The organism is Hymenobacter sp. DG01 (assembly GCF_006352025.1).
Taxonomy (GTDB): Bacteria; Bacteroidota; Bacteroidia; order Cytophagales; family Hymenobacteraceae; genus Hymenobacter.
The window spans coordinates 2,829,709-2,851,913 of sequence record NZ_CP040936.1 but is presented as its reverse complement, the minus strand read 5'-3'; the positions used below and the strand labels follow the sequence as shown (position 1 = coordinate 2,851,913).

The window sequence follows — 22,205 nt, the reverse complement described above, 5'->3', positions numbered from 1 at the left end:
GTCACAGGAGGAGAGGATGGCTTCGGTGTCTCGTCATGACAACGCATTCACCACTTTACTACTCATACCCCCGGTTGTCCTTGAAGTTCTTATTGTACTGGATGCGGGCTTTGCGGGCTTGTTCGGCCGCTTTAGCAGCGGCTTCCTCAGCCTGAATTTCGGCCATTTTGCGGCGCTCCTTACCGGCTCTGGAAAACTGCTCGTAAATCAGGCTGATGGGGCTGCCTATGGTAGGGGTAGGCGCCTTGGGCGCCGCCGAATCGACGGGGAACATGGGTTTGGGCGCGGGCGGGCGCTTCACATAGCTGGTGGGCGCAGTGCTGGGCCGCTTGATGTTGCGCAGGGCCTTGTTGATAGTAGCGCGGTCGGGGCGGCCTTCGGTTACCCGCACTTCGCCCAGCATCACCGTGTCCTGGAGCAGCTTAATCTGCACGATGAGCTGAGAAAGGCCCGAGCCCCCCAGCGGCAGGCGCTGGGCCTTAAAGCCCACGGCCCGGAAAATCAAGGTGTCGGTACTGTTGGCCGAAATGTTGAAGTCGCCCTCCTGGTTGGCTACTACCCCTTGGCGGGTGCGCTGCACCACCACCGAGGCTCCGGGCACGGGCTTGCGGGTGCTGGCATCGGAAATGCTGCCCGTCACCCGGATCTGCGCCTGGGCACTGCCCACCCGCAGCCCCGTCAGCAGAAGCAACAACCACACTACACGCCAGAAAAAGGAAAGCCGAACACTCATTATTCAGTAAACTAACGCTGCTGCCAGGTAGAAAGCGAGAAGAACCTACCAAAAGCAGGGTATCATCGACGGAACAACAACAAAGAGAGACAAAAAAAGCCCGCACCGTTGCAGGTGCGGGCTTGGCAGGGCAAGCAGAAAGCGAGCCAGCCTATTCTTCTTTGATTTTTTCGCCGTTTTCGGGCTTGGCTTTCACGGTGCCGTCGTCGGCATCCATTTTCAGCTTGTTGCCTTCCGCGTCTTTGATTTTGATGTCGCCGTCGCGCTTCACCTTCAGCTTGCCTTCGCCGCCGGCCGAGCCTGCTTCCATGCCGGAAGCATCACTCATCGAGGAAGAAGAGCTCATATCGGAGCCCGACATGCTGGCGTCATCGTCCATGTAGCGGTCATCCATGTACTCCATCCGGCTCGACTCGTAGGCCGAGTACTGGGTGGGGTCGGTCAGGATAGTTTTCAGCTCCGTGTCAGTGTTCATGTACACGTCGCGCATGGCGGCGGCCATACCTGCGGTGTCGGTGGCGTAGCGGGTCTGCAGCTCGGCAATGCGCTGGCCGCGGGTTACGTAAGCCGTCCGGATTTTGGCGCGGGTGGCCTCATCGAACTTCATTTTGGTAGCCATGTCGGCCGAAATCCGGTCGGCGCGGCGCTCAATGGCCTCCGAGGAGTAGGCCGTAGAAGTTACCGGGGCCGTGGTAGAGGTAGTCGTGGTGTCGGTGCTGGCAGTTTCACCGGTCTTATTTTCCGAGCACGATGCCATGGTAAAGGCAGCAGCTGCGGAGAGCAGAAGCAGGGTCTTTTTCATGAGGAGAGAAGTTGAGAGAAGTGAGGGAGAGGGAGGGTGGAAAATTCCAATGGCTGCTATACGGGCCTACTACGGTGGCGGTTACTTCCGCAAAAAGAAAAGCCGCCGCGAGGAGTCGCGGCGGCTTTTCAGGAAATGGCAGCAGGTCAAAACTAGGCCCGGCGCAGCTCAAACACGGTTATTTCGGGCAGGAAGCCCACCCGGCCGTGGTAGCCGATAAAGCCGAGCCCGGCATTCACGTACAGGTACTGGCGGCCCCGCTGGTACAGGCCAGCCCACTGCTTGTAGGCGTATTGCACGGGGCTCCACTTCAGAAACGGCAGGTTCACGCCGAACTGCATGCCGTGGGTGTGACCCGAAAGCGTCAGGTCGATGTCTTCGTAGCCGTGCACCTGCTCATCCCAGTGGGAAGGGTCGTGGGAGAGCAGAATCTTGAACGGCGCCGTAGGGTCGGCGGCGGCGTGGGCCTTGTCGAGCTTGCCGTACTGGGCAAAGCCGCGGGCTCCCCAGTTTTGTACCCCCAGAATGGCAATTTTCTCGCCGTTGCGCTCCACGGTGCGGGCTTCATCCAGCAGCAGCTCCCAGCCAATTTTGGCGTGGTTCTGCTTGATGCGGGCCAAATTGGCTGTTTTGGCCTCGGCACCGCCTTCCTCCGCCCAGTTCACGTAGTCGGCGTAGTCGTGGTTGCCGAGAATAGAATAGATGGGCAGGCTGGACTTGATGCCGGCCAGTGTATCAATGTGTTCCTCCACCTCATGGGCGTAGTTATTCACCAGGTCGCCGGTCATGAACACCAGGTCGGCCTGCTGCTGATTGATTAGGGCCACAGCCCGCTGCAGCGGCTCTTTGGATTGAAAGGAACCCGTGTGCAGGTCTGAAATCTGGAGCAGCTTGAACCCGTCAAACGAGGCCGGCAGGTTGGGAAAGCGCAAGGTCACACGCTTCACGGTGTAATCGGTGCCGCCTTTCACCATGCCCCAAATCAGGGACACAAAGGGCACGGCTCCCACTACCAGGGCAGCTTTGCTTAGAAACTCACTGCGCGAAATGGCCCGGCCTTCGCCGCTACCCTTGGGGCCCGACAAAGCCTGCACGGCCCACCGCGCTACCCGCGTCAGGTCTTCGAGCAACAGCGGAATAACGATGACGATTTTGGCGGCCAGCATAGCCAGCAGTAGCCCCCCGAAGTACGATTTGAAAGACGCGTGCTGGCGGCGGTTGCTCATGGCCCAAATGCCCAGGCCCCAGATAACCACCGTCAGGACCCAATACACGGCCAGGGTAAGGCGGCGCGTAGCGGGGGAGGAGTTCTGAACCAGCGTGCGTACGGCCTGAAAACCGTACCACTCGCCGGCAATTACCAGCGCGAAAAAAATGAAGGGAATGACGGATCTTGACATAGGTAGAAAGGCAAACCCGCGCGGGAGCATTCGGTTTGGGCGGAGTTGCCATGAACGCAGACGCGGGAGCCGGGTTTTTGCTTTAAATTCCGGGCGTTACAACAACAATGCCCTATGCAAGAGTTTGACAATCTGACGGGAAATCTATCTGAATCCGCTACCCCCGAGCCTACTCCCAACCGTTACGAAACCCCTTCCTCCTTTGGCATCAAGAGCTGGGCCGAGGAAGACCGCCCCCGCGAAAAGCTGCTGCAGAAAGGCCGCGCCGCCCTTTCCGACGCCGAGCTTATGGCCATTCTGCTGGGCTCCGGCACGGCCAAGCTTTCGGCCGTAGATGTGGCCAAGCTGGTGCTGAATGCCGCCGGCAACGACCTCAACCAGCTGGCTCGCTTCTCGGTGAAAGAGTTGATGCGCCAAAAAGGCATTGGCGAGGCCAAGGCCATTACCATTGTGGCCGCCCTGGAGCTGGGCCGCCGCCGCAAGGAGGCCGATGCGCCCGCCCGCCCCACCATCACCAACTCCCGCGACATTTACCGCGTGGTGCGACCCTACCTCCAGGATTTGCCCCACGAAGAGTTTTGGGTGGTGCTTCTGAACCGGGCCAACGTGGTAATGCGCACCGTGGCCGTCAGCCGGGGTGGGGTGGCCGGCACCGTTGCCGACCCCAAGCTGATTTTCAAGGAAGCCCTGGAGCAGCTGGCCTCGTCCATCATCCTCGTTCACAACCACCCCAGCGGCAACCGCAACCCCTCGGCCGCCGATATTGCCCTCACGCGCAAGCTCCGGGAAGCCGGCCAGTTCCTGGACCTGCCCATCCTCGACCACCTGATTTACACCGACGCCGGCTATTTCAGCTTCGCCGACGAGGGTATGCTGTAAGGGTTCGCGAATGTGGAGTAGAGCATCTGAATACAGCAAGCCCGCCATGTCGAATTTATCAGGGCTTCTCGCGTGCTGATGTTGCCAGAGTATCCGCAGCCCATTCACTTAAGGAGAGGGGGTAGGGAAGGGCAGTTTCTGGCTTGCGGAGCCGGGTACCTACCTTTGCGGGATGCGCATCAATCCTAAGTTATTCATTGCCCTCGGGCTGCTGCTGGTTTTGGGCTACTCCTTCCAGGACCTCGTGTTTGGCAGCAGCCAGTACAACGCCGGTATCTACAAGGCCCGCGCGGCTAAAAACGACAGTTTCCGCCGGGCCAAAGACTCGCCGCTATCCTCGGAGCAGCGCCAGGAGTTTGACAGCCTGCGCTACTTCGCGCCCGAAAAATCGTACCGCGTCAGCGCCAAGGTAGAGCGGTTCGCTCAGCCCGAATCGGTGCAGATTCCGCTGACCGATGGCAAGGCGGATACCTATCTGCGCTGGGGCCGCGCCACGTTCAAACTGGCCGACGCCCCGCAGCAGCTGGTGCTCCTGCTCAAGCCCGATGAGAAAGACGGGAAGCTCTTCGTGCCCTTCACCGACAAAACCAACGGCTTTACTACCTACGGCGGTGGCCGCTACCTCGATGTAGCCCTGCCCGCCGATGGGGAAGATGAAGTTACCCTCGACTTCAACGAGGCCTATAACCCGTTCTGCGCTTATGGGGCGGCCTTCGCCTGCCCTCTGCCACCCCAGGAAAACCGCCTGGCCCTAGAGGTCCGAGCTGGCGAAATGGCCTTCCCCGAAACCGACCACACCGGCCACAACCACTAAAAGGCGGTGGTTTTAGCCACCCGCCCGAATCCGTACCTTTGCCACGAATCAGTTGTCAGTGGTCAGTTGCCGGTTGCCAGTTCCTTTCTGGTAAGCCCTCCAGTTGACCCTCCACAACTGATAACCGGCAACTGACCACTGACAACTGATGAAAATATCCCTCGACTGGCTTCGTACGCTTATTCCTACTGATAAACCCGCCGAGGAAATCGGCCAGCTCCTGACGGGCTCGGGACTGGAAGTGGAAGGCATTGAAGAGCTGGAAAGCGTACCGGGCGGCCTGCGCGGGGTAGTGCTGGGCACGGTGCTCACCTGCGAAAAGCACCCCGACGCCGACAAGCTCAGCCTCACCACCGTGGACGTAGGCGACGCTACCCCCCGCCAGATTGTGTGCGGCGCCGCCAACGTGCGCGCCGGCCTGAAGGTGGTAGTGGCCCTGGAAGGCGCTACCCTGCACCCTACCCAGGGCGAGCCATTCAAGATTAAGAAATCGAAAATCCGGGGTGCTGCTTCCGAGGGCATGATCTGCGCCGAAGACGAAATCGGCCTGGGGACTTCCCACGCCGGCATCATGGAGCTGGACACCGACCTGCCCAACGGCACCCCCGCCGCTGAGTATTTCGGCCTGGGTTCTGATTCGGTGTTCGAAATTGGCCTGACGCCGAACCGCGCCGATGCGGCCTCGCACTACGGGGTAGCCCGCGAGCTGCGCGCCCTGCTCCGTCAGCCCTGTCACCTGCCCGACGTCAGCCATTTTCACGCTCCCCAGGAAGCAGCCCAGAACATTCGGGTAACTTTGGAAGATGCCGCGGCCGCGCCGCGCTACGCCGGGCTGTTGCTGGAAAACGTACAGGTAGGTCCTTCGCCGGAGTGGTTGCAGCGCCGCCTGCGCAGCATTGGCCTCTCGCCCATCAACAACGTGGTGGACATCACCAACTTCGTACTGCACGAGCTGGGCCAACCCCTGCACGCCTTCGATGCCGACCAGATTACCGGCAACCACATCCGGGTGAAGCGCGCCGAGGCAGGCGAGAAGTTCGTGACCCTGGATGGGGTAGAGCGCACCCTGCGCGCCGAAGACCTGGTTATTGCCGATGCCAATGGCACGCCCATGGCCCTGGCCGGGGTATTCGGGGGCAAGACCTCCGGTGTTTCCGACGCTACTACCCGGGTATTCCTGGAAAGCGCCTACTTCGCGCCAGCCGTGGTACGCAAAACCGGCCAGACCCACCAGCTCAAAACAGATGCTTCCTTCCGCTTCGAGCGGGGCACCGATCCGCACATGGTGCCCGTGGCCCTGAAGCGCGCGGCTCTGCTGCTCCAGGAAATTGCGGGTGCTACGGTAGCCGCTCCGGTCGTGGATGAGTACCCCACCCACATCAGCCACACGCTGGTGCGCCTGCGCCTGCCGCGAGTGGAAAAGCTGGTGGGACAGTTCATCGCGCCCGAGCGCATCCGTCAGATTCTCACCGATCTTGATATTCTGATTTCCGAGGAGTTGACCGACGAAACCGGTCGCGCCGAGTGGATTCTGTCGGTGCCCCCGCACAAGGTAGATGTAACCCGCGAGGCCGACGTGATTGAGGAAATCCTGCGCATCTACGGCTACAACCACGTGGCTTTGCGGCCGCACAACTCGGCTTCCTACCTCGCCCAATTCCCGAACCCCGACCCGGAGGTAATTCGGCAGAACACGGCCCGCTTGCTCAGCGGCCAGGGCTTCTCGGAAATTATCACCAACTCCATCACCAATTCCCTCTATTTCGAGAAGGAAGGGGAGACGGATGCTACCCTGGTGCGTCTGCTCAACTTCAACAGCGCCGAGCTGAACGTGCTGCGGCCCACGCTGCTGCACAGCGGCCTGGAGGTAATCCGCCACAACGTGAACCGCCGCCAGCGCGACCTGAAGCTGTACGAGTTTGGCAAAACCTACCACCAGAAGGCCGACGGCCAGTACGAGGAAAAGAACAAGCTCGTCATCTACCTGACCGGCAACACGGCCGCCGAAACCTGGCAGCAGAAATCGGAAAAGGCCACCTACCACCAATTGGCCGGAGCTGTGCAGCAAGTGCTAGCCTCGCTAGGCTTCGCACAGCCAACTTCGCAGCCGGTGCAGCACCCGTACCTGGCCGGGGGCCTTACCCTGCTGGCCCAGAACCAGCCGGTAGCCCAGTTGGGCGCGGTGTCGGGGGTAGTGCTCAAGCGCCTGGACGTGTCGCAGCCAGTGTGGTACGCCGAGCTGGACTGGGACTGGCTGATGCGCAAGTACAAGAACAACTTGGTGGCCCGCGAGCTGCCCAAGTTCCCGGAGGTGCGCCGCGACCTGAGCCTGGTGGTGGATAAAACCATCACCTTCGACCAGCTTCAGCAGATTGCCCGCCGCACCGAGAAGAAACTCCTGCAGCAGGTAAATGTGTTTGACGTGTATGAGGGCGATAACCTCGGGGCCGGCAAGAAGTCGTACTCCGTGAGCTTCCTGCTCCAGGACCCCACCCAAACCCTGACCGATCAGGCCATCGATGGCGTGATGCAGCGCCTGATTCAGCAGTTCGAGAAGCAGGTAGGGGCCCTGATCCGGAAGTAGCCCGTTGTCATTCCGATTGAAGGGAGAAATCTGGGGTCCTCATCAAAGGACAACTCAGATTCCTCCCTTCGGTCGGAATGACAGTGTAGGAGCTTCGCAGTAGCTGCGTATCTTCACCACTCATCTAATCCAAAAAATGGCTTCTACCCAGCAGCTTGCTCAACTTGACCGCATGGAGCGACAGGTAACCACGTTAGTGGCTGCCTATCAGCAGTTGCGCGAGGAGCTGGCCGATGCCCATACCACCATTCAACAGCTTCGGGCCGACGTGCGCGACCGGGAGCGGCAGTTGAAGGATTTCCAGAATCAGGAGAATATCACTAAACTTGTCAATACCATAGCTGGTGCAGAACCGGCCAATGTCAACGAGCTGAAACTTCGCCTCAACGAATACATCCGAGAAATAGATAAGTGCCTTGCCTATTTGAGGGAGTAACCACCACCAACCCACCGCCCACTGGCTACTGATGTCCGATTTGTCCATTAAAATCCGCGTTGCTGACCGGGACTACCCCATGCGGGTAAGCCCCCAGGATGAGGAACGCCTGCGCCTAGCGGGCCGGCTGCTAAACGAGCGGCTGAAGGAATTTCGGGAACGGTACGGCATTCAGGACAAGCAGGACTTGCTGGCCATGATTGCGTTATCAACAATGGCTGACCAACTCAAGGTCAGCAAGGAAAAGGACGGGACCGACGCGGCCCTGGCCGAGCGCCTCGCGCGCCTGGACGAGTTGCTGTCGGGAGTGGTGCTGGTCTAGCCAGTTGCGCGGCTAGCAGTAGCGCGAAGCGTAAGCCCGAGCAGGGTGGGGTAATCGGCCCTGCTTTCTGCGCGGGCATTGGTGTTTCTGCCTGGGCTATGGGTTTCTTCCTTCCTATAAACCCCTTCATAGCTCATGTCCGAACCTCTTTATATTGTCCTTGCCGCCGTGCTGGCCCTCGTGGTTGGTGTAGTGCTGGGACGCCTGCTGGCGGGAAAAGCCCGGCAGGACCACGAAGCCGATGCCAAAGCGCGCGCTCAGCAGATTCTGGCTGAAGCCGAAGCCCAGGCCTCGCGCACCCGCGACGAACGGATTCAGCAGTCGAAAGATAAATTCCGCACCCTCAAGCAGGAATTCGAACAGGAAAGCCGCCGCCAGAAGCAAGCCCTGGAGCAGGAGCTGACCGAGCGCCGCGCCGCCGTAGTGGAGCAGGAGCAGAGCATCAAGCAGCTGACCCTCACTACCCAGAAGCAGTTGGAGCAGATTCAGCGCAAAGAAAAAGAGCTGGACGCTACCCGCGAGCGAATTGAAACCCAGGCCCAGCAGCAGCGCGAAAAGCTGGAAGCCCAGGAAGAAAAGCGCCGCACTACCCTCGAAAACCAACTGGCTAAGCTGGAACAGCGCGAGCAGGAAGTAGAAGCCGAGCTGGAAGAAGGCCGCCAGGAACTCAGCAGCAAGCTGCACCAAGTAACTTCTCAGCTCGAAACCATTTCCGGCCTGACGGCCGCCGAGGCCCGCGAGCAGCTGGTAGAGTCCCTGAAGAATGAGGCCCAGATTCAGGCTTCCAGCTACATCAAGGACGTAGTAGCTCAGGCCAAGCTCACGGCCACCAAAGACGCCAAAAAGGTAGTGCTGGAAACCATTCAGCGCACCGCCGCCGAGCACGCCATTGAGAACTGCGTGTCGGTGTTTAACATTGAATCCGACGACGTAAAAGGCAAGATTATCGGCCGGGAAGGGCGCAACATCCGCGCCCTGGAAGCCGCTACCGGCGTTGAGATTATAGTAGATGATACGCCCGAGGCCATCATCATCTCCGGCTTCGACCCGGTGCGCCGCGAGGTAGCCCGCCTGAGCCTGCACCTGCTGGTGAAGGATGGCCGGATTCACCCCGCCCGCATCGAGGAAATCGTAGCCAAAACCCGGAAGAATATCGACGAGGAAATCGTTGAGATTGGCGAGAAAACCATCATCGACCTGGGCATTCACGGCCTGCACCCCGAGCTGATCAAGATGGTGGGCCGGATGCGTTTCCGCTCATCGTACGGCCAGAACCTGCTGCAACACTCCCGTGAGGTAGCTAACCTGTGCGCTACTATGGCTGCCGAGCTGGGGCTGAACGTGAAGCATGCCAAGCGCGCCGGCCTTCTGCACGACATCGGGAAGGTGAGCACTGAGGAGCCTGAGCTGCCCCACGCCATCCTGGGCATGGAAATGGCCAAGAAGTACAAGGAGCACCCCGACGTGGTCAACGCCATTGGGGCCCACCACGACGAAATTGAGATGACGGCCATGATTTCGCCCTTGGTGCAGGCCTGCGACGCCATTTCTGGCTCGCGCCCTGGTGCCCGCCGCGAAATGATGGAAAGCTACATCAAGCGCCTGAAGCAGCTGGAGGAAACGGCCAACGGCTTCAAAGGCGTAAATCAGTGCTTCGCCATTCAGGCCGGCCGCGAACTGCGCGTGATGGTGGACGCCGAGAACGTAACCGACGAGCGTGCCGCCGAGCTGAGCTACGAAATTTCCCAGAAGATTGAGAAGGAAATGCAGTATCCCGGCCAGATCAAAATCACGGTAATTCGGGAAATGCGCGCCGTAGCCTACGCCAAATAATTGCCGTAGTCTCCGCTAATTAAAAGCGCCCCTGTAGCAGTAGCTGCGGGGGCGCTTTGGCGTTATGCAGCGTTTGCGTCACGAATACTCCCAGGCCTGTGCTGGCAGGATATATTCCCCTAATTCCGATATCAACGCCACGAAGGACGGTTATACACCACGATTAGGGTAGCCCGTCACCCTTATTCATTCCGCGAGTATGCTGGCCGCAACCGGTAGGCTTCTTGAAGCTGTAAAGTCTAATGCTTGCCAGGGGCCAAGTAGCAGGGCACCCGCAAGCAACGGTATTGGGCTGAAAACGCGCAGGCAGAAGCCGGCAGGTTGCTGGTTGATGAGCCGCAAGCAACGGTATTGGGCTGAAAAGGGGTAGGAGAAGTGACCGGTAGAAAGTCAGGAAAGGCAATAAAATGGGTTGACGAAGGTAGGCAGCATCCATACATTCAGAATATCTACTAGTGCATATTACCAATGCCTCTGCCTGATACCTTACCCCCGCGCATGGCCTCAATCTGCTCAGTGCTGCTGAGCGGCTGCTCTGTTTATACGCCCACCATCCCGAGTACGCCCTTGGTGCAGAAAGGAGAGGTGGAAGTTTATGGCGGTGTTCGGGGTTTGATGTCGTCGGCTGAGGTAGGGGCAGCCTGGTCGCCGGTCAACCACGTAATGCTCACTACCGAGGCGGCTGTCCGGCTGGTAAACGCCGACGATTCATCGCCTAACCAGAACCGTCAGCTCAACCTGGGGCTAGGGGTGTATCAGCGCTTCAATGGCACGGTTCCCCTGCATGCGGCTCTGGTGGGTGGGGTAGGCCGCGCAGCCTCCGACGTACGCAACGGCGAAGTTTCCTCCCCTGGCTTTACCCGGTATCAGGCTACCTACTCCCGCTACTATGCGCAAGGCTATCTGGTCATGTTTGGCGAAGAAGCGGGCTGGCTGAACGGGGGCGTGTCGTCGATGGGCTACCTGGGTTAATTACGACAAGCTTCGGCGCAATGACGAGCCAGTTACTCCAACTGCTACATTCTATCTGGAGCCTACGGTGTTTATGCGGTTTGGCCGGGGCGCCCTGCAAAGCCAGTTAAGCATTGGTAGCTCTCTGCCTAACGGGCGAATAAGAAAAGACCCAACAGACAAGTACCTGGATGCCAGAAATACGCTGATTGGATACGGCCTGGTCTTCCGACCAGGGCAGCTTCGTGGCCGCAATCAGAAGCCGTAGTTCTGCTATCTGCCTTCTTCCAGCCTACTGAACAGGTTGTTCAAGGATTCCGCCCAGGTAGGGTGGGCCAGAATCATGTCCTGCAGATCGTCGCAGGTGAGGCCGCCGGCCATGGCCAGCTGCAGCATCGACATAATTTCGCCGCCCTGCTCACTGAAAACAGCTGCTCCCAGGAGGTAGCCCCGGCCATCAACCAGCACTTTGATAAAGCCCGTGGTGTGGCCTGTTTCCTGGGCTCGGCCAATGGTCCGGACCGGCATGGTGGCTACCCGGTAGCTGAGCTTCTGTTCCTTTGCCTGCTTTTCATTCAGACCGATGCGGCCGAGCTGGGGCTGCGTGAACACCACGTAGGGCACTGGCCGGCCCTTGGTAGTGCGGCGCTTGCCGTGCAGCAGGTTGTCGCGCACAAGGCGGTAGTCGTCGTAGCTGATATGGGTGAACTGCGGGCCCGGGTGCACGTCGCCGAGGGCATACACACCGCGCACGTTGGTTTGCAGCCGCTCGTTTACCAGCACGTAGCCCTCCTTATTGGTTTCAATTCCGGCGGCGTCCAGCCCCAGCATATCCGTATTAGGCTCCCGGCCCACGGCTACCAGCAGATGCGTACCCCGCAGGCGCCGCTCGCCGGCCGGCGTAGTGGCCGTGAGGGTGTAGGCCCCATCCGCATTGCGGGATACCCGGTGCACGTTGGCCTGCATCACGAACTCAATGCCGTCAGCCTCCAGCTGGGCCTGCATGGCGGCGCATACTTCGTCGTCTTCGCGGTCCAGCAGGTGGGTAGCGGTGCTGATGATGGTGACCCGGCTGCCGAAGCGCCGGAACATCTGCCCGAACTCCAGGCCAATGTAACCCCCACCCAGAATGAGCAGATGCTCAGGCAATTCTTTCAGGTCCAGTATTTCCACATTAGTCAGAAAGCCGCTTTCCGCCAGCCCTTCAATAGGGGGCACGGCGGCCCGGGTGCCGGTGTTAATGAAAATGCGAGGCGCGGTCAGCAGCTGCTCGTCGCCAGCGGCCAGGGCTACGCGCAGGCTGCGGGGCCCGGTGAAGGTGGCGCGGCCGTGCAGCAGAGTAATGCCTTCCTGCTCCTGGGTCAGGTTTTTCAGGATACCGTCGCGCTTGGCCTGAATAATGGTATCCTTCCGCGCTACTATAGCGCGCAGATTAGGGGTAGGCTTGCCGGCTTTGATGCCGTAGTCGGCGGCGGTAGCCACCTGGTGCACCCGCTCCGCCGAGGCCAGCATGGCCTTTACCGGCGAGCAGCCATAGTTAATGCAGGAGCCGCCCAGCTGATTTTGCTCGATGAAGGCTACCTTCTGGCCCGCCCCGGCCAGCGCACTGGCTAGGGGAGTGCCAGCCTGGCCGGAGCCAATAATAACAGCATCGAAGCGGGTAGCAGCCATAGAAACAGGGTAGCGGAAACCAGGCCAATGGCGGGCCCGTGCTCCCCTATACGAAGCTCAGGCGTAAACCGCCGGCCTGGTTGTTGCGGCTCCTACCCCCAGCGGCACAACGAAAGCCCGTTTCTAACGTTCTGCCCCAAGCTCTCTTCCTGTTTTGCCTATGCCATTTGTGTTCCGCCATATTCGGGCGCTGCTGCTGCTGCCGCTGCTGGCCAGCTGCTCGTCGTTGTACTTTCCGCCGCCGCCCCAGGTGCCCTTGCTTACCCAAAAGGGCGAGTGGAGTGGGGGCATTCACACCAATTTCAGCCAGAATACGTCCGTGCAGGGCGCCTACGCCTTCACCGACCACTTGGGCGTGATGGGCTCCGCCTCCTTTCTGCACACCGACAAGAAGAAGCGGGCCGAGGACCACGATTTTGGCGAGGTAGGGCTGGGCTACTACACCCGCCTGCGCGACAAACGGGTGCTGGAAATCTACGGGGGCTACGGCCTGGGCCACACCCGGCGGATTGAGCGCACCCCGGCCGAGGGCATCACGCGCACCCTGGAAGGCAGCCTGAACAAGTACTTTACTCAGGTGAACTACACCTCCAAGGACAAGAAAACCTACCACGTACTCGGCCGCGACTGGCCCGTAACCTACGGCACGGCTCTGCGCCTGAGTTACGTGACGCTCACCAACTTTCGCCTCGATAACCAGCCCCACGCCTCCGAGGACAACGTGTTTCTGGAGCCTATTACCTATACCCGCATCAATCTGGTGGGCCCCCTGGACTTCCAGCTCATCAGCGGGAGCAACTTTGGCCTGCGGCACCGCAAGTACCTGAAGGCCGCCAACTCTGTGTTTCAGTTCGGGCTGGTGGTGAACGTGGGCGGGCAGAGCGGGGGGAAGTAGCGGAAGGCAAAAGTCGGATTTTTAGGTCCTGAATCCGCTTAGGTAGCGGCCACGGGGTAGGTAGCGGGCTTGCGGGGTCTACCTGGAAAGTCGGATTGGAAGGAAAAGTGGTATTAGCTGGCCAGGGGCGCGCCTCTACCTTGGGTAAGTATTCTTATCCGACCTGTTATGCCCCTTCTGTTACGTATTCCCGGTGCTTTGGGCAGCCTGATGTTTCTGGCGGGCTGCGGTGCCTACGCGCCTACTTCGCCGGCCGTGCCCATGGTGGAAAGTAAAGGCGAGGCGGAGGTCAGTGGTAGCATGCAGCTGAACGGGCGGGTAGAAGCGCGCGGAGTATACTCGCCTGCCCGGCATCTGCTGGTGGGCGTTGGGGGTAGCACGCGGCCTAATTTTTCCTCTTCTACTTTCTTCCGAGTACAGCAGGTGGAGGCAATGGCCGGCGGCTACGCAAAACTCAGTGAGCAAGTGCTGTTCAGCGGCATGCTCGGGGCAGGGGCGGCCCGCACCAACCGGCGTTTTCAGGAGATACTCGGTGGCCGGGAGCAGTATCAGGCGCGCTACAGCACCTTGTTTGGGCAAGGGGGCCTAGGCTGGCAGTTCGACAATGGCGGCAGCCTCAGCCTGGGCTACCGCCTCACCGCCGTGCGGTTCCGCCGCCTGCGCGACGAAGCCCAGGACCTTCCCCTGCAGCGTATGAGCCGCCACGAAATCTTGCTGAACCTACGCCACAACCCCGGCTGGGGGGCGCAGTGGCAAACCCAAACCAGCATCGGCATTTCGGCTGGTCGTCGTCCGGGCGACGGCGCTGATGACGATCCGACGGCTTTTGGGGTGCAATACATCCAATTGCCCAGTTTCCTAGTGAGCCTGGGCCTAGTGTGGCGCCCGGGCCTGCGCAACTGGTAAGGGGTAGGGCGCCGGAAGCTGGCCCAGCTAGCTACTCAAAAACAGCCTCTACTAATAGCACAGAGCTGCCCGCGCGGTCTGGGCGCCACTGTCGCGTTAGGGTGTCCCGGTGCCAACTGCTTATTTGTTTGGGATCAGGCCGGGTGCCTTTTAGCCGGGGAAGCTTAAATGCATCAATGGTTCGTACCACTGTGCCAGGCTGACTACGACGAGAAATTTTATAATACACATGTTTGTGCTCCTCTATCACTCCACTCACGTACTCGTCGGCCGTTTCGCCCAAGCCCTCCACTACAATAAAAAATCCTCGCTCCGGTACGGGCACTGCATTTAACGGCCACTGCAAAGTTATTGTACGCCGAGCTTTTTGTAAATCACTGGTTTGCAGCAACACGGAGGTAGGTAGCAGATTGTCATCTGCGGGGTTACCGGCGTCCGTTACGGAGGCTACACGCACCTGTATCTTATTGGCCGGCAGTTCGCTGGCGTGTCGAAGGTGCAGGCGTACTTGGCGCAGTTGGTGGTCGCCCTCCTGCGTTGCCAGAAAACGGATTGCATTACCGCCACCAGGGCCTATTATATGTGCGTGCTTATTGTCCTCGGTGCCCGACGCCACTACGAGCTGCTGTGAGCTACCCGCAATTTGCACATCTGGTAAGGCAATAACACGAGCAGAGTCAGTGGCAGAACTTGGGGTAGTCTGAGCAATAGCATTATTCTGGCTCAGGAAGCAAAGGAGAAGAAATAAGACACTAGAATACTGCATACTGCTACGAAGCTTTTGTGGGAGATAACTAACTGAAAAATTACCTGCATTTAATCCCCGTGTTGTCCCAATCAGCGTAAATATTCACCCAGAAATAATAGTGTTTGGTCTCGAAAGAGGCTGTATTATCTACGCATTTAGCTTTTCCAGTCAACTTCTTCCCAAACATTGGGGTAGGCGCAACTGCTCCAATAGCTCCTATTAACAAAATAGCAGCAGCAAATACTTTCGCTAGAGCTTTCATAGCATACAGAGTTGGTTTCGTGAAAAGTACCGGAGTAAAGTTTACCCCGGTACTGTATTACGAGCACACTAAGAGCAGGCTTCGTATTCAACCCCATGGCTAACTTCTAGCCAGAAGATATAGATGGTGGTATACACTGGACGAACACCCGCGAAGCATTCACCGGGAACCGATTCTGATCCGATGAATGGATTGGCCGAAGCAGTTTGTACGGCCCCAAGAACCAGTCCTGCGGACAGAAGAGCGGCGAATAATTTCTTTTTCATACAGTTACACATTATTTTAAAAATACTGCCTACTCTATTACCGCTTTTCGGCTACTGCGGGCTAGCGGTGCGGACATAGAGTTTATAAATTATATTTTTAAAGTATTACTAAAATAAATTTACGCACGAAAAAGGGCTGCCCCCGCACTAGCGGTAGCAGCCCTTGGCTTATCATTGGCAGTAAGTCAAATTCTACTTGCTACCCAGCACGCGCAGCATCGTGTCGCCAATTTCGGCGGGTGAGTCCACTACGTGGATGCCGCACTCGCGCATGATGGCCATCTTGGCAGCGGCCGTATCGTCGGCACCGCCTACGATAGCGCCGGCGTGGCCCATGCGGCGGCCGGGAGGTGCCGTTTGGCCAGCAATGAAGCCTACTACAGGCTTCTTGTTGCCGGTTTCCTTAATCCAGCGGGCGGCTTCGGCTTCCATGCCGCCGCCGATTTCGCCAATCATCACGATGCCCTCGGTTTCGGGGTCGTTCATGAGCAGCTCCACGGCCTCTTTGGTGGTGGTGCCAATGATGGGGTCACCGCCGATGCCGATGGCCGTGGTCTGGCCCAGACCGGCTTTGGTCAGCTGGTCAACGGCTTCGTAGGTCAGCGTGCCTGATTTCGATACGATGCCCACGCGTCCTTTCTGGAAGATGAAGCCGGGCATGATGCCCACTTTGCACTCGCCAGCCGTCATCACGCCGGGGCAGTTCGGCCCGATCATGCGCAGGCCTTCGCGGCCTTTCAGGTACTCTTTCACCGCAATCATGTCCTTGGTCGGGATGCCCTCGGTGATGGTCACGATAACCTTGATGCCGGCGTCGGCGGCTTCCATGATGGCGTCGGCGGCGAAAGCCGGCGGCACGAAGATGATGCTGGTGTCAGCGCCCGTCTGGGCTACGGCATCGGCTACGGTGTTGAACACCGGGCGCTCGAGGTGCTGCGAGCCGCCTTTGCCGGGCGTTACGCCACCCACCACGTTGGTGCCGTACTCAATCATCTGCTGGGCATGAAACGAGCCTTCGGAGCCCGTGAAGCCCTGCACAATCACTTTGGAATCCTTGTTTACCAGAACACTCATAGAAGTGGGGTTAGAGGAAGATGCGGATTTGGGGTGGGATACTCACCACCGGCTACCGGCCGACGGTGCGCAAAAGTAGGCTTTTTTGGGTGTCGGGCGAAGCAATGTTTATCATTCCGCCCCGAGCCGGAAATCTAACCCGCGGGGGCGGAAGTTGTTGCATAGAGGTTGGCTGGCTCCGGTCGGGTATCCCGGCCTCCCAACGGAAATCCGTACCTTTGTCTTCTCTCTCGAACACCACCTACCTCTCACCCATGTATTTGAACAACATCGTTGAGGCCATCGGCAACACCCCGCTGGTGAAGCTCAACAAAGTCACCGACGGCATCAAAGGTACCATCCTGGCCAAGGTGGAATATTTTAACCCTGGCAACTCCGTAAAGGACCGCATGGCCCTCAAAATGGTTGAGGATGCCGAGAAAGCCGGTTTGCTGAAGCCCGGCGGCACTATCATTGAGGGCACCTCGGGCAACACGGGCATGGGCCTGGCCCTGGCCGCCATTGCGAAGGGCTACAAGTGCATCTTCACGATGAGCGACAAGCAAAGCAAGGAGAAGCAGGATATTCTGCGGGCAGTAGGCGCCGAGGTAATCGTGTGCCCCACCAACGTAGCCCCCGATGATCCGCGCAGCTACTACTCGGTGGCCCGCAAGCTCAACCAGGAAATTCCGAACTCCATCTACCCCAACCAGTACGATAACCCCTCCAACTCGGCGGCCCACTACGAAAGCACCGGCCCCGAGCTGTGGGCCCAGACGGAAGGCAAAATCACGCACTACGCCGCCGGCGTGGGCACCGGCGGCACCATCTGCGGCACGGCCCAGTACCTGAAGGAGCAAAACCCGAACATTGTAACGGTAGGCCTAGATACGTACGGCTCGGTTTTCAAAAAGTACAAGGAAACCGGCATTTTCGACGAAAACGAAATCTACCCTTACAAGACGGAAGGCATCGGGGAAGATATTCTGCCTAAGAATGTTAACTTTGACCTGATCGACCTTTTCATCAAAGTGTCGGACAAGGATGCGGCCCTCATGACGCGGCGTCTGGCCAAGGAAGAAGGCCTGTTCGTGGGATGGTCGTGCGGCTCGGCGGTGTACGGCGCGCTGGAATACGCGAAAGAGCACCTAAAAGAAGACGATACTATGGTGATTGTGCTGCCCGACCACGGCACGCGCTACCTCGGTAAAATCTACAACGACGACTGGATGCGCGAACAGGGCTGGCTCTAGCCGCCTCTTCGCCTATCCGTTTCATACAAGCTTACTAAACCCAGAACCCATGTCTAAAAAGTTGCGCAGCGTGGTATTGGTGGACGACAACGAAACCACCAGTTTCCTCAATAACCGGTTGCTCAGCCGCCTCGACGTGGCCGAGCAGGTGCATACCTTTTCCAAAGCTGAGCAGGCCTACCAGCACATCTGGGGCGGCGAGAAAGGCGAGCAGCCTACCACCGAGGCCCCTGAGCTGGTGTTTGTGGATCTGAAAATGCCCGGTATGGATGGCTTCGAGTTCCTGAAACTCTACAGCGCCCTGCCCGAAGCCGTGCGGGAAAAGACGGTGATGGCCGTGCTGACTACCTCCATGCACGCCGCCGACACGGCGCGGGTAGCGCAGTACGAAGGCGTGGAGTATCTGGCCAAGCCCCTGACCGAAGAAAAGATGCAAAAGCTGATGCAGAAGCGCTTCGTAGCAGCCTAGCAAATCTGCTTCATCAGTACCATAGAAAAGCCCGGCGCTGCGTAGCGCCGGGCTTTTGTGGTTCCGGAGGGGGTAGGGTGGGGGAGGTTATACTACCGCCTCCACGAACCGGAAGGCTTCCCCATCGAACAGGCCCTTGTCGCTGAGCTTGAGGCTGGGAATAACCAGCAGGGCCATAAAGGAAAGCGTCATGAAGGGAGCCTGGAGCGGAGAGCCCAGCTGTTTGGCTAGGGCATCGACGGCGGCGTAGGCTTCGGCTACATGGTAGCCCTCCTGGTTTGACATCAGGCCGGCTACGGGCAGGGGGAGCAGCATTTCCTGCCCATCGGGCGACACGGCAGCCAGGCCCCCGCGCGCTTCAATAACTAGGTTCACGGCCCGGGCCAGGCTCTCATCGTCGCAGCCTACGGCCGTGATGTTGTGCGAGTCGTGGCCGACGCTGCTGGCCAGGGCCCCGCGCTTCAGGCCGAAACCCTGAATAAAGGACACGGCCGGCGGGGCCGCGTGGTAGCGGTTTACTACCGTCAGCTTCAGTATGTCCTGGGCCAAATCGGGCACTACCACGCCGTTTTCCACGCGGGCCGGCACGTCGTGGCGGGCCGTAATGAGCTGCCCATCGAAGCACTCCATTACCCGAATGGTAGCGGCCGACTGTGGGGCGGGCAGCCGGAAGTCGGCGGGCTGCACGGGATTGGTGTTAAAGTTGTTGACAACGTCCACCGGCACCGCCGGAATCAGCGTTTGGCCGTTTTCGGCTACTAGCTCGCCATTGAGGTAAGTCTGCTGCACCCTGAAATCGGTGAGGTTGTTGACCACGATGAAGTCGGCCGGGTCGCCGGGTTGCAGCAAGCCTACCGGCAGCCGGTAGTGCTCTACGGGGTTGCGGCAGGCCACGCGCAGCACTTTCAGCACCTCCTGGCCGCGGGCCACGGCGCGCTGCACCAGCTGGTTGATGTGGCCCAGCACAAGCGTATCGGGGTGCTTGTCGTCGGAGCAGAACATCATCTGCTCGTAGTGCTGGGGTAGCAAATCAATCAGGGCATCGAAGTTGCGAGCCGCCGAGCCTTCCCGCACCAGAATCTTCATGCCCACCGCCAGCTTGTCCAGGGCTTCTTCGGCCGTAAAGCACTCATGGTCGGTGCTGATACCGGCCTCGGCGTAGCGTTGGGCATCGGGGCCGCGCAGACCGGGCGCGTGCCCATCTACGGGGCGGCCGTACTGCTGGGCCAGCCGAATTTTCTCCATCACCAGCTCGTCGCGGTTGAGCACGCCGGGCCAGTTCATCATTTCGGCTAGGTAGCCGATTTCGGGGTGCTCCTGGAACAGCTGCTCAATGTCGGCGGCGGTTATTTCGGCCCCGGCCGTTTCGAAGGGGGTAGCCGGCACGCAGGAAGGTGCCCCGAAGCAGAACTTGAACGGCACCTGCCGGCCGCTCTCCAGCATGTACTTCACCCCTGCCACGCCCAGCACGTTGCCTATTTCGTGGGGGTCCGAAACGGTAGCTACCGTGCCGTGCACCACCGCCAGCCGGGCAAACTCCGAGGGCACCAGCAGGGAGCTTTCCACGTGCACGTGAGCATCCACGAAACCTGGCAGCGCGTAGGGCAGGGCTGGGTCCGGAGCAGAGGCGACGGTAGGCTCAATGCGCTGCACGCGGCCGGCGGTTACGTGCACGGTAGCGGGTAGTATTGTGTTCTGAAACAGGTCAATGACGTTGGCGAGCAGCTGAAAATCGGCGGACATAGGCAAGGCACGAAGCGCGGTGAATTGTGGAGCCGGAGGGCGGCTAACGGGTAAAGAACCGTATATTTGCCGAAAATCCGCGCCGTGAGAAAGATTGTGACTTTGCTACTGGCTGCCCTGCTTGGGGGGTCCGGCCTGCTCACCACAGGCTGCGCTGCCCGCACCCCTCAGCAGAAGAAAACTGCCTCCATGAAGCGGAAAGCTAAATTCGGTAAACTTCCCTGTCCCTGTGAAAGTCATTAACCCGGAAGCACAGTTCCGGCCCTGGCGGGTTGCGCTATGCTGGCTGCTGCTCGTTGTTGCGCTAGGAGTAGCCCTCGGTGCGCAGGCTCAGGACCGCTCTATCGGGCTGCTGGAAAAGGCCAGCGCCGGTAAGTTCCGGCCTGGCCATTATACCACCCTGGATGGACAGCGGCACGCGGGCAGCATCCGTATATGGCGCGATGAGCAGCGCAACCTACTGCAGGTGGATCAGGGTAAGCAGACCGCGCCCCTCAACCTGGCCCCCGCTGCTCTTAAAAGCGTAGTGATTGGCGCGGATTCGCTGATTGTGGTGCGCCACTTCCGGCATCTGGACGCCAAGGAGACGTTGCTTTCGGCCCAGCCTGATTTCTGCCGGGTGAAGCTGAGCGGCAACGTGCAAGTGCTGGAGCACGAGCGGCTGGTGATAACCAATAACCTCCCTATGCAGGGTGCCGGCGGCATGATGTACGGGGGCGGCAGCGGCAAAACCCTGATGACCACTTGGCTGCTGCGGACCCCCGCCGATACCAGCCTGTACGTAGTACCTGGCTCGTCCGACGCGTTTGGTCCTGCTACGGCCCGGCTTTTTATCGATTATCCGGCCCTGTGTCAACAGCTGTCGGCCGGCTACGTGGGGTTGGATGATTTTAAGCGCGTTATCTATTCCTACATTTTCAAACGCGAAATAGGACAGGTCAGCTACGAGGCTGCCAGTACCATCTTCCGTTAAGCTCCGCGCCCTTATGCCCGATCAGAACCCGCTTGCCTCCCTGGTAGCCGCTGCCGAAGCCGTGCGCCAGCAGCTGCACGTCAACCAGTTTGATGCGGCCGCCGTGCAGCTGCTGGCCGAGTTTATTGAAGGGCAGCGGCCTACCCTGAAAGAAACCGACCGGCAGGGCGTTATTACCGCTTTGGGGTGCTTTCTGGGCCAGTGCCTGGTAGAAACCTACGGCGGTACCTGGGCCCAGGGCCCCGACGGCACCACGGGGGTAGGCATCAACCAAACCTCGTTTTTCAACCCATTTTACCGCGTAAGCGAGCAGCTGGCCAAGGGCGAGACCCAGTCCGTTGCTGCCTTCTTCGCGGGTGTACCCGAGCGCCTGGCTGCTAAGCCGGGCCGTAAATCCTGGATTTAGTGAGCCCCTTTAGTTTGCTTGAGCCTAGCCCCGACCTCGCCATGAGAAAAATCGTCATTGCCATCGACGGCTACTCTTCCTGTGGCAAAAGTACCACGGCCAAGGCCGTGGCCGCGGAGCTGGGCTACGCCTATATTGATAGCGGAGCCATGTACCGGGGCGTAACGCTGTATCTGCTGGAGCACGGCATTCCCTTCGACGACCTGCCCCGCATTGAGCAGGCGCTGCAGGAGATGCACATCACCTTCAAGCGCAACCGCAAAACCGGCCGCAACGAGCTGTGCCTCGATGGAGTAATCCGGGAAGACGAAATCCGGCAGATGCGCATTTCCAACTCCGTGAGCGAAGTATCAGTAATTCCGGCCGTGCGCCACGCTATGGTGGCCCAGCAGCAGCGCATGGGCCGCAAGCGGGGGGTAGTAATGGACGGCCGCGACATTGGTACCACCGTTTTCCCCGATGCGGAAGTGAAAATCTTTATGACGGCCGACGTGCTCACGCGCGCCCTGCGCCGCCAGGAAGAGCTGGCCCTGAAGCAGGAGCACGTACCGGTGGAAGACATTGTGGAAAACCTGCGCAAGCGCGACCACCTGGATTCTACCCGCGCCGAAAGCCCCCTGCGCCGCGCCTCCGATGCCGTGCTGCTCGATACCACCCACATGATGATTGATGAGCAGGTAGATTTCGTGCTGGAGCGCGTTTCGGCCACGCTGTTTTCGCTGGCCGCGGCCGGCTGGCAGGGCAACGAACAGAAATAAGAAGTAAGCGGCCGCCCGGAGCAAAAGTGCGGCAAAGTTGTTGTAGAG

General features: G+C 59.5%; 21 protein-coding genes and 1 pseudogene. 14 read left to right on the top strand and 8 right to left on the bottom strand.

What is annotated here, in order from left to right; genetic code table 11:
- Positions 1-58: 58 nt before the first annotated feature.
- From FGZ14_RS12020 to FGZ14_RS12010, 3 genes are all read right to left on the bottom strand, one after another.
- Positions 59-700: a carboxypeptidase-like regulatory domain-containing protein gene (locus FGZ14_RS12020; protein ID WP_180754337.1), complete on the bottom strand. Its 642-nt coding sequence runs from the start codon at positions 698-700 to the stop codon at positions 59-61.
- Positions 701-884: 184 nt separating this feature from the next.
- Positions 885-1,535 carry a hypothetical protein gene (locus FGZ14_RS12015; RefSeq protein ID WP_139924499.1) on the bottom strand — a complete coding sequence of 217 codons (651 nt, stop codon included), beginning with the start codon at positions 1,533-1,535 and terminating at the stop codon, positions 885-887.
- Between the two features lie 152 nt (positions 1,536-1,687).
- Positions 1,688-2,935 carry a metallophosphoesterase gene (locus FGZ14_RS12010; RefSeq protein ID WP_139924498.1) on the bottom strand — a complete coding sequence of 416 codons (1,248 nt, stop codon included), beginning with the start codon at positions 2,933-2,935 and terminating at the stop codon, positions 1,688-1,690.
- Positions 2,936-3,049: 114 nt separating this feature from the next.
- Between FGZ14_RS12010 and radC the strand changes: the two genes are divergently transcribed.
- The 7 genes from radC (at position 3,050) to FGZ14_RS11975 (ending at position 10,775) form a co-directional block, all read left to right on the top strand.
- Positions 3,050-3,814 carry a DNA repair protein RadC gene (gene radC / locus FGZ14_RS12005; RefSeq protein WP_139924497.1) on the top strand — a complete coding sequence of 255 codons (765 nt, stop codon included), beginning with the start codon at positions 3,050-3,052 and terminating at the stop codon, positions 3,812-3,814.
- A gap of 172 nt (positions 3,815-3,986) precedes the next feature.
- Positions 3,987-4,628 carry a DUF1684 domain-containing protein gene (locus tag FGZ14_RS12000; protein ID WP_139924496.1) on the top strand — a complete coding sequence of 214 codons (642 nt, stop codon included), beginning with the start codon at positions 3,987-3,989 and terminating at the stop codon, positions 4,626-4,628.
- Between the two features lie 148 nt (positions 4,629-4,776).
- Positions 4,777-7,212 carry a phenylalanine--tRNA ligase subunit beta gene (gene pheT / locus FGZ14_RS11995; RefSeq protein WP_139924495.1) on the top strand — a complete coding sequence of 812 codons (2,436 nt, stop codon included), beginning with the start codon at positions 4,777-4,779 and terminating at the stop codon, positions 7,210-7,212.
- A gap of 172 nt (positions 7,213-7,384) precedes the next feature.
- Positions 7,385-7,648: a hypothetical protein gene (locus tag FGZ14_RS11990; protein WP_257883216.1), complete on the top strand. Its 264-nt coding sequence runs from the start codon at positions 7,385-7,387 to the stop codon at positions 7,646-7,648.
- A gap of 31 nt (positions 7,649-7,679) precedes the next feature.
- On the top strand, positions 7,680-7,970 hold the full coding sequence (locus FGZ14_RS11985; protein WP_139924493.1) for a cell division protein ZapA: 291 nt from the start codon (positions 7,680-7,682) through the stop codon (positions 7,968-7,970).
- 135 nt (positions 7,971-8,105) lie between these two features.
- Positions 8,106-9,803, top strand: coding sequence for a ribonuclease Y (gene rny / locus FGZ14_RS11980; RefSeq protein WP_139924492.1), 1,698 nt, complete (start codon positions 8,106-8,108; stop codon positions 9,801-9,803).
- A gap of 498 nt (positions 9,804-10,301) precedes the next feature.
- Complete coding sequence (locus tag FGZ14_RS11975; RefSeq protein ID WP_139924491.1) at positions 10,302-10,775, top strand: hypothetical protein; 474 nt, start codon at positions 10,302-10,304, stop codon at positions 10,773-10,775.
- Positions 10,776-11,027: 252 nt separating this feature from the next.
- On the opposite strand, the gene FGZ14_RS11970 is transcribed toward FGZ14_RS11975, so the two are convergent.
- Entirely contained in the window at positions 11,028-12,425 is a 1,398-nt protein-coding gene (locus FGZ14_RS11970; protein WP_139924490.1) for a mercuric reductase, read from the bottom strand.
- A 160-nt stretch (positions 12,426-12,585) separates the two neighbouring features.
- Here FGZ14_RS11970 and FGZ14_RS11965 point away from each other — a divergent pair, with 160 nt between their 5' ends.
- Both FGZ14_RS11965 and FGZ14_RS11960 read left to right on the top strand, forming a co-directional pair.
- Positions 12,586-13,320, top strand: coding sequence for an outer membrane beta-barrel protein (locus FGZ14_RS11965; protein ID WP_139924489.1), 735 nt, complete (start codon positions 12,586-12,588; stop codon positions 13,318-13,320).
- Positions 13,321-13,488: 168 nt separating this feature from the next.
- The gene (locus tag FGZ14_RS11960) at positions 13,489-14,226 is read left to right on the top strand and encodes a hypothetical protein (protein WP_139924488.1); all 738 of its coding nucleotides are present in this window, start codon (positions 13,489-13,491) and stop codon (positions 14,224-14,226) included.
- Positions 14,227-15,032: 806 nt separating this feature from the next.
- Here FGZ14_RS11960 and FGZ14_RS11955 read toward each other — a convergent pair.
- The 3 genes from FGZ14_RS11955 to sucD form a co-directional block, all read right to left on the bottom strand.
- Positions 15,033-15,236: a hypothetical protein gene (locus FGZ14_RS11955; protein ID WP_139924487.1), complete on the bottom strand. Its 204-nt coding sequence runs from the start codon at positions 15,234-15,236 to the stop codon at positions 15,033-15,035.
- Between the two features lie 68 nt (positions 15,237-15,304).
- Complete coding sequence (locus tag FGZ14_RS11950) at positions 15,305-15,502, bottom strand: hypothetical protein (protein ID WP_139924486.1); 198 nt, start codon at positions 15,500-15,502, stop codon at positions 15,305-15,307.
- Between the two features lie 192 nt (positions 15,503-15,694).
- Complete coding sequence (gene sucD, locus FGZ14_RS11945; protein ID WP_139924485.1) at positions 15,695-16,576, bottom strand: succinate--CoA ligase subunit alpha; 882 nt, start codon at positions 16,574-16,576, stop codon at positions 15,695-15,697.
- Positions 16,577-16,830: 254 nt separating this feature from the next.
- Between sucD and FGZ14_RS11940 the strand changes: the two are divergent.
- Both FGZ14_RS11940 and FGZ14_RS11935 read left to right on the top strand, forming a co-directional pair.
- A pseudogene (locus FGZ14_RS11940) lies at positions 16,831-17,805 on the top strand (PLP-dependent cysteine synthase family protein); the annotation flags it as partial.
- A gap of 52 nt (positions 17,806-17,857) precedes the next feature.
- Positions 17,858-18,277: a response regulator gene (locus FGZ14_RS11935; protein ID WP_139924484.1), complete on the top strand. Its 420-nt coding sequence runs from the start codon at positions 17,858-17,860 to the stop codon at positions 18,275-18,277.
- Between the two features lie 87 nt (positions 18,278-18,364).
- Here FGZ14_RS11935 and ade read toward each other — a convergent pair whose 3' ends face one another.
- Positions 18,365-20,020, bottom strand: a complete 1,656-nt coding sequence (gene ade, locus FGZ14_RS11930; protein ID WP_139924483.1) for an adenine deaminase — start codon at positions 20,018-20,020, stop codon at positions 18,365-18,367.
- A 229-nt stretch (positions 20,021-20,249) separates the two neighbouring features.
- On the opposite strand from ade, the gene FGZ14_RS11925 reads away from it, so the two are divergent.
- From FGZ14_RS11925 to cmk, 3 genes are read left to right on the top strand one after another with little or no spacing between them, the layout of a single operon-like run.
- Positions 20,250-20,993, top strand: coding sequence for a hypothetical protein (locus FGZ14_RS11925; RefSeq protein WP_139924482.1), 744 nt, complete (start codon positions 20,250-20,252; stop codon positions 20,991-20,993).
- Positions 20,994-21,006: 13 nt separating this feature from the next.
- Complete coding sequence (locus tag FGZ14_RS11920) at positions 21,007-21,399, top strand: hypothetical protein (RefSeq protein ID WP_139924481.1); 393 nt, start codon at positions 21,007-21,009, stop codon at positions 21,397-21,399.
- Positions 21,400-21,440: 41 nt separating this feature from the next.
- Entirely contained in the window at positions 21,441-22,157 is a 717-nt protein-coding gene (gene cmk / locus FGZ14_RS11915) for a (d)CMP kinase (RefSeq protein ID WP_139924480.1), read from the top strand.
- The last annotated feature ends 48 nt before the right edge of the window (positions 22,158-22,205 follow it).

What these genes read in the sequence shown, in the direction of transcription:
- FGZ14_RS12015 (WP_139924499.1), bottom strand. Translation starts at nt 1,535, where the DNA reads ATGAAAAAGACCCTGCTTCTGCTCTCCGCAGCTGCTGCCTTTACCATG.
- FGZ14_RS12010 (WP_139924498.1), bottom strand. Translation starts at nt 2,935, where the DNA reads ATGTCAAGATCCGTCATTCCCTTCATTTTTTTCGCGCTGGTAATTGCC.
- radC (WP_139924497.1), top strand. Translation starts at nt 3,050, where the DNA reads ATGCAAGAGTTTGACAATCTGACGGGAAATCTATCTGAATCCGCTACC.
- FGZ14_RS12000 (WP_139924496.1), top strand. Translation starts at nt 3,987, where the DNA reads ATGCGCATCAATCCTAAGTTATTCATTGCCCTCGGGCTGCTGCTGGTT.
- pheT (WP_139924495.1), top strand. Translation starts at nt 4,777, where the DNA reads ATGAAAATATCCCTCGACTGGCTTCGTACGCTTATTCCTACTGATAAA.
- FGZ14_RS11990 (WP_257883216.1), top strand. Translation starts at nt 7,385, where the DNA reads ATGGAGCGACAGGTAACCACGTTAGTGGCTGCCTATCAGCAGTTGCGC.
- FGZ14_RS11985 (WP_139924493.1), top strand. Translation starts at nt 7,680, where the DNA reads ATGTCCGATTTGTCCATTAAAATCCGCGTTGCTGACCGGGACTACCCC.
- rny (WP_139924492.1), top strand. Translation starts at nt 8,106, where the DNA reads ATGTCCGAACCTCTTTATATTGTCCTTGCCGCCGTGCTGGCCCTCGTG.
- FGZ14_RS11975 (WP_139924491.1), top strand. Translation starts at nt 10,302, where the DNA reads ATGGCCTCAATCTGCTCAGTGCTGCTGAGCGGCTGCTCTGTTTATACG.
- FGZ14_RS11970 (WP_139924490.1), bottom strand. Translation starts at nt 12,425, where the DNA reads ATGGCTGCTACCCGCTTCGATGCTGTTATTATTGGCTCCGGCCAGGCT.
- FGZ14_RS11965 (WP_139924489.1), top strand. Translation starts at nt 12,586, where the DNA reads ATGCCATTTGTGTTCCGCCATATTCGGGCGCTGCTGCTGCTGCCGCTG.
- FGZ14_RS11960 (WP_139924488.1), top strand. Translation starts at nt 13,489, where the DNA reads ATGCCCCTTCTGTTACGTATTCCCGGTGCTTTGGGCAGCCTGATGTTT.
- FGZ14_RS11955 (WP_139924487.1), bottom strand. Translation starts at nt 15,236, where the DNA reads ATGAAAGCTCTAGCGAAAGTATTTGCTGCTGCTATTTTGTTAATAGGA.
- FGZ14_RS11950 (WP_139924486.1), bottom strand. Translation starts at nt 15,502, where the DNA reads ATGAAAAAGAAATTATTCGCCGCTCTTCTGTCCGCAGGACTGGTTCTT.
- sucD (WP_139924485.1), bottom strand. Translation starts at nt 16,576, where the DNA reads ATGAGTGTTCTGGTAAACAAGGATTCCAAAGTGATTGTGCAGGGCTTC.
- FGZ14_RS11935 (WP_139924484.1), top strand. Translation starts at nt 17,858, where the DNA reads ATGTCTAAAAAGTTGCGCAGCGTGGTATTGGTGGACGACAACGAAACC.
- ade (WP_139924483.1), bottom strand. Translation starts at nt 20,020, where the DNA reads ATGTCCGCCGATTTTCAGCTGCTCGCCAACGTCATTGACCTGTTTCAG.
- FGZ14_RS11920 (WP_139924481.1), top strand. Translation starts at nt 21,007, where the DNA reads ATGCCCGATCAGAACCCGCTTGCCTCCCTGGTAGCCGCTGCCGAAGCC.
- cmk (WP_139924480.1), top strand. Translation starts at nt 21,441, where the DNA reads ATGAGAAAAATCGTCATTGCCATCGACGGCTACTCTTCCTGTGGCAAA.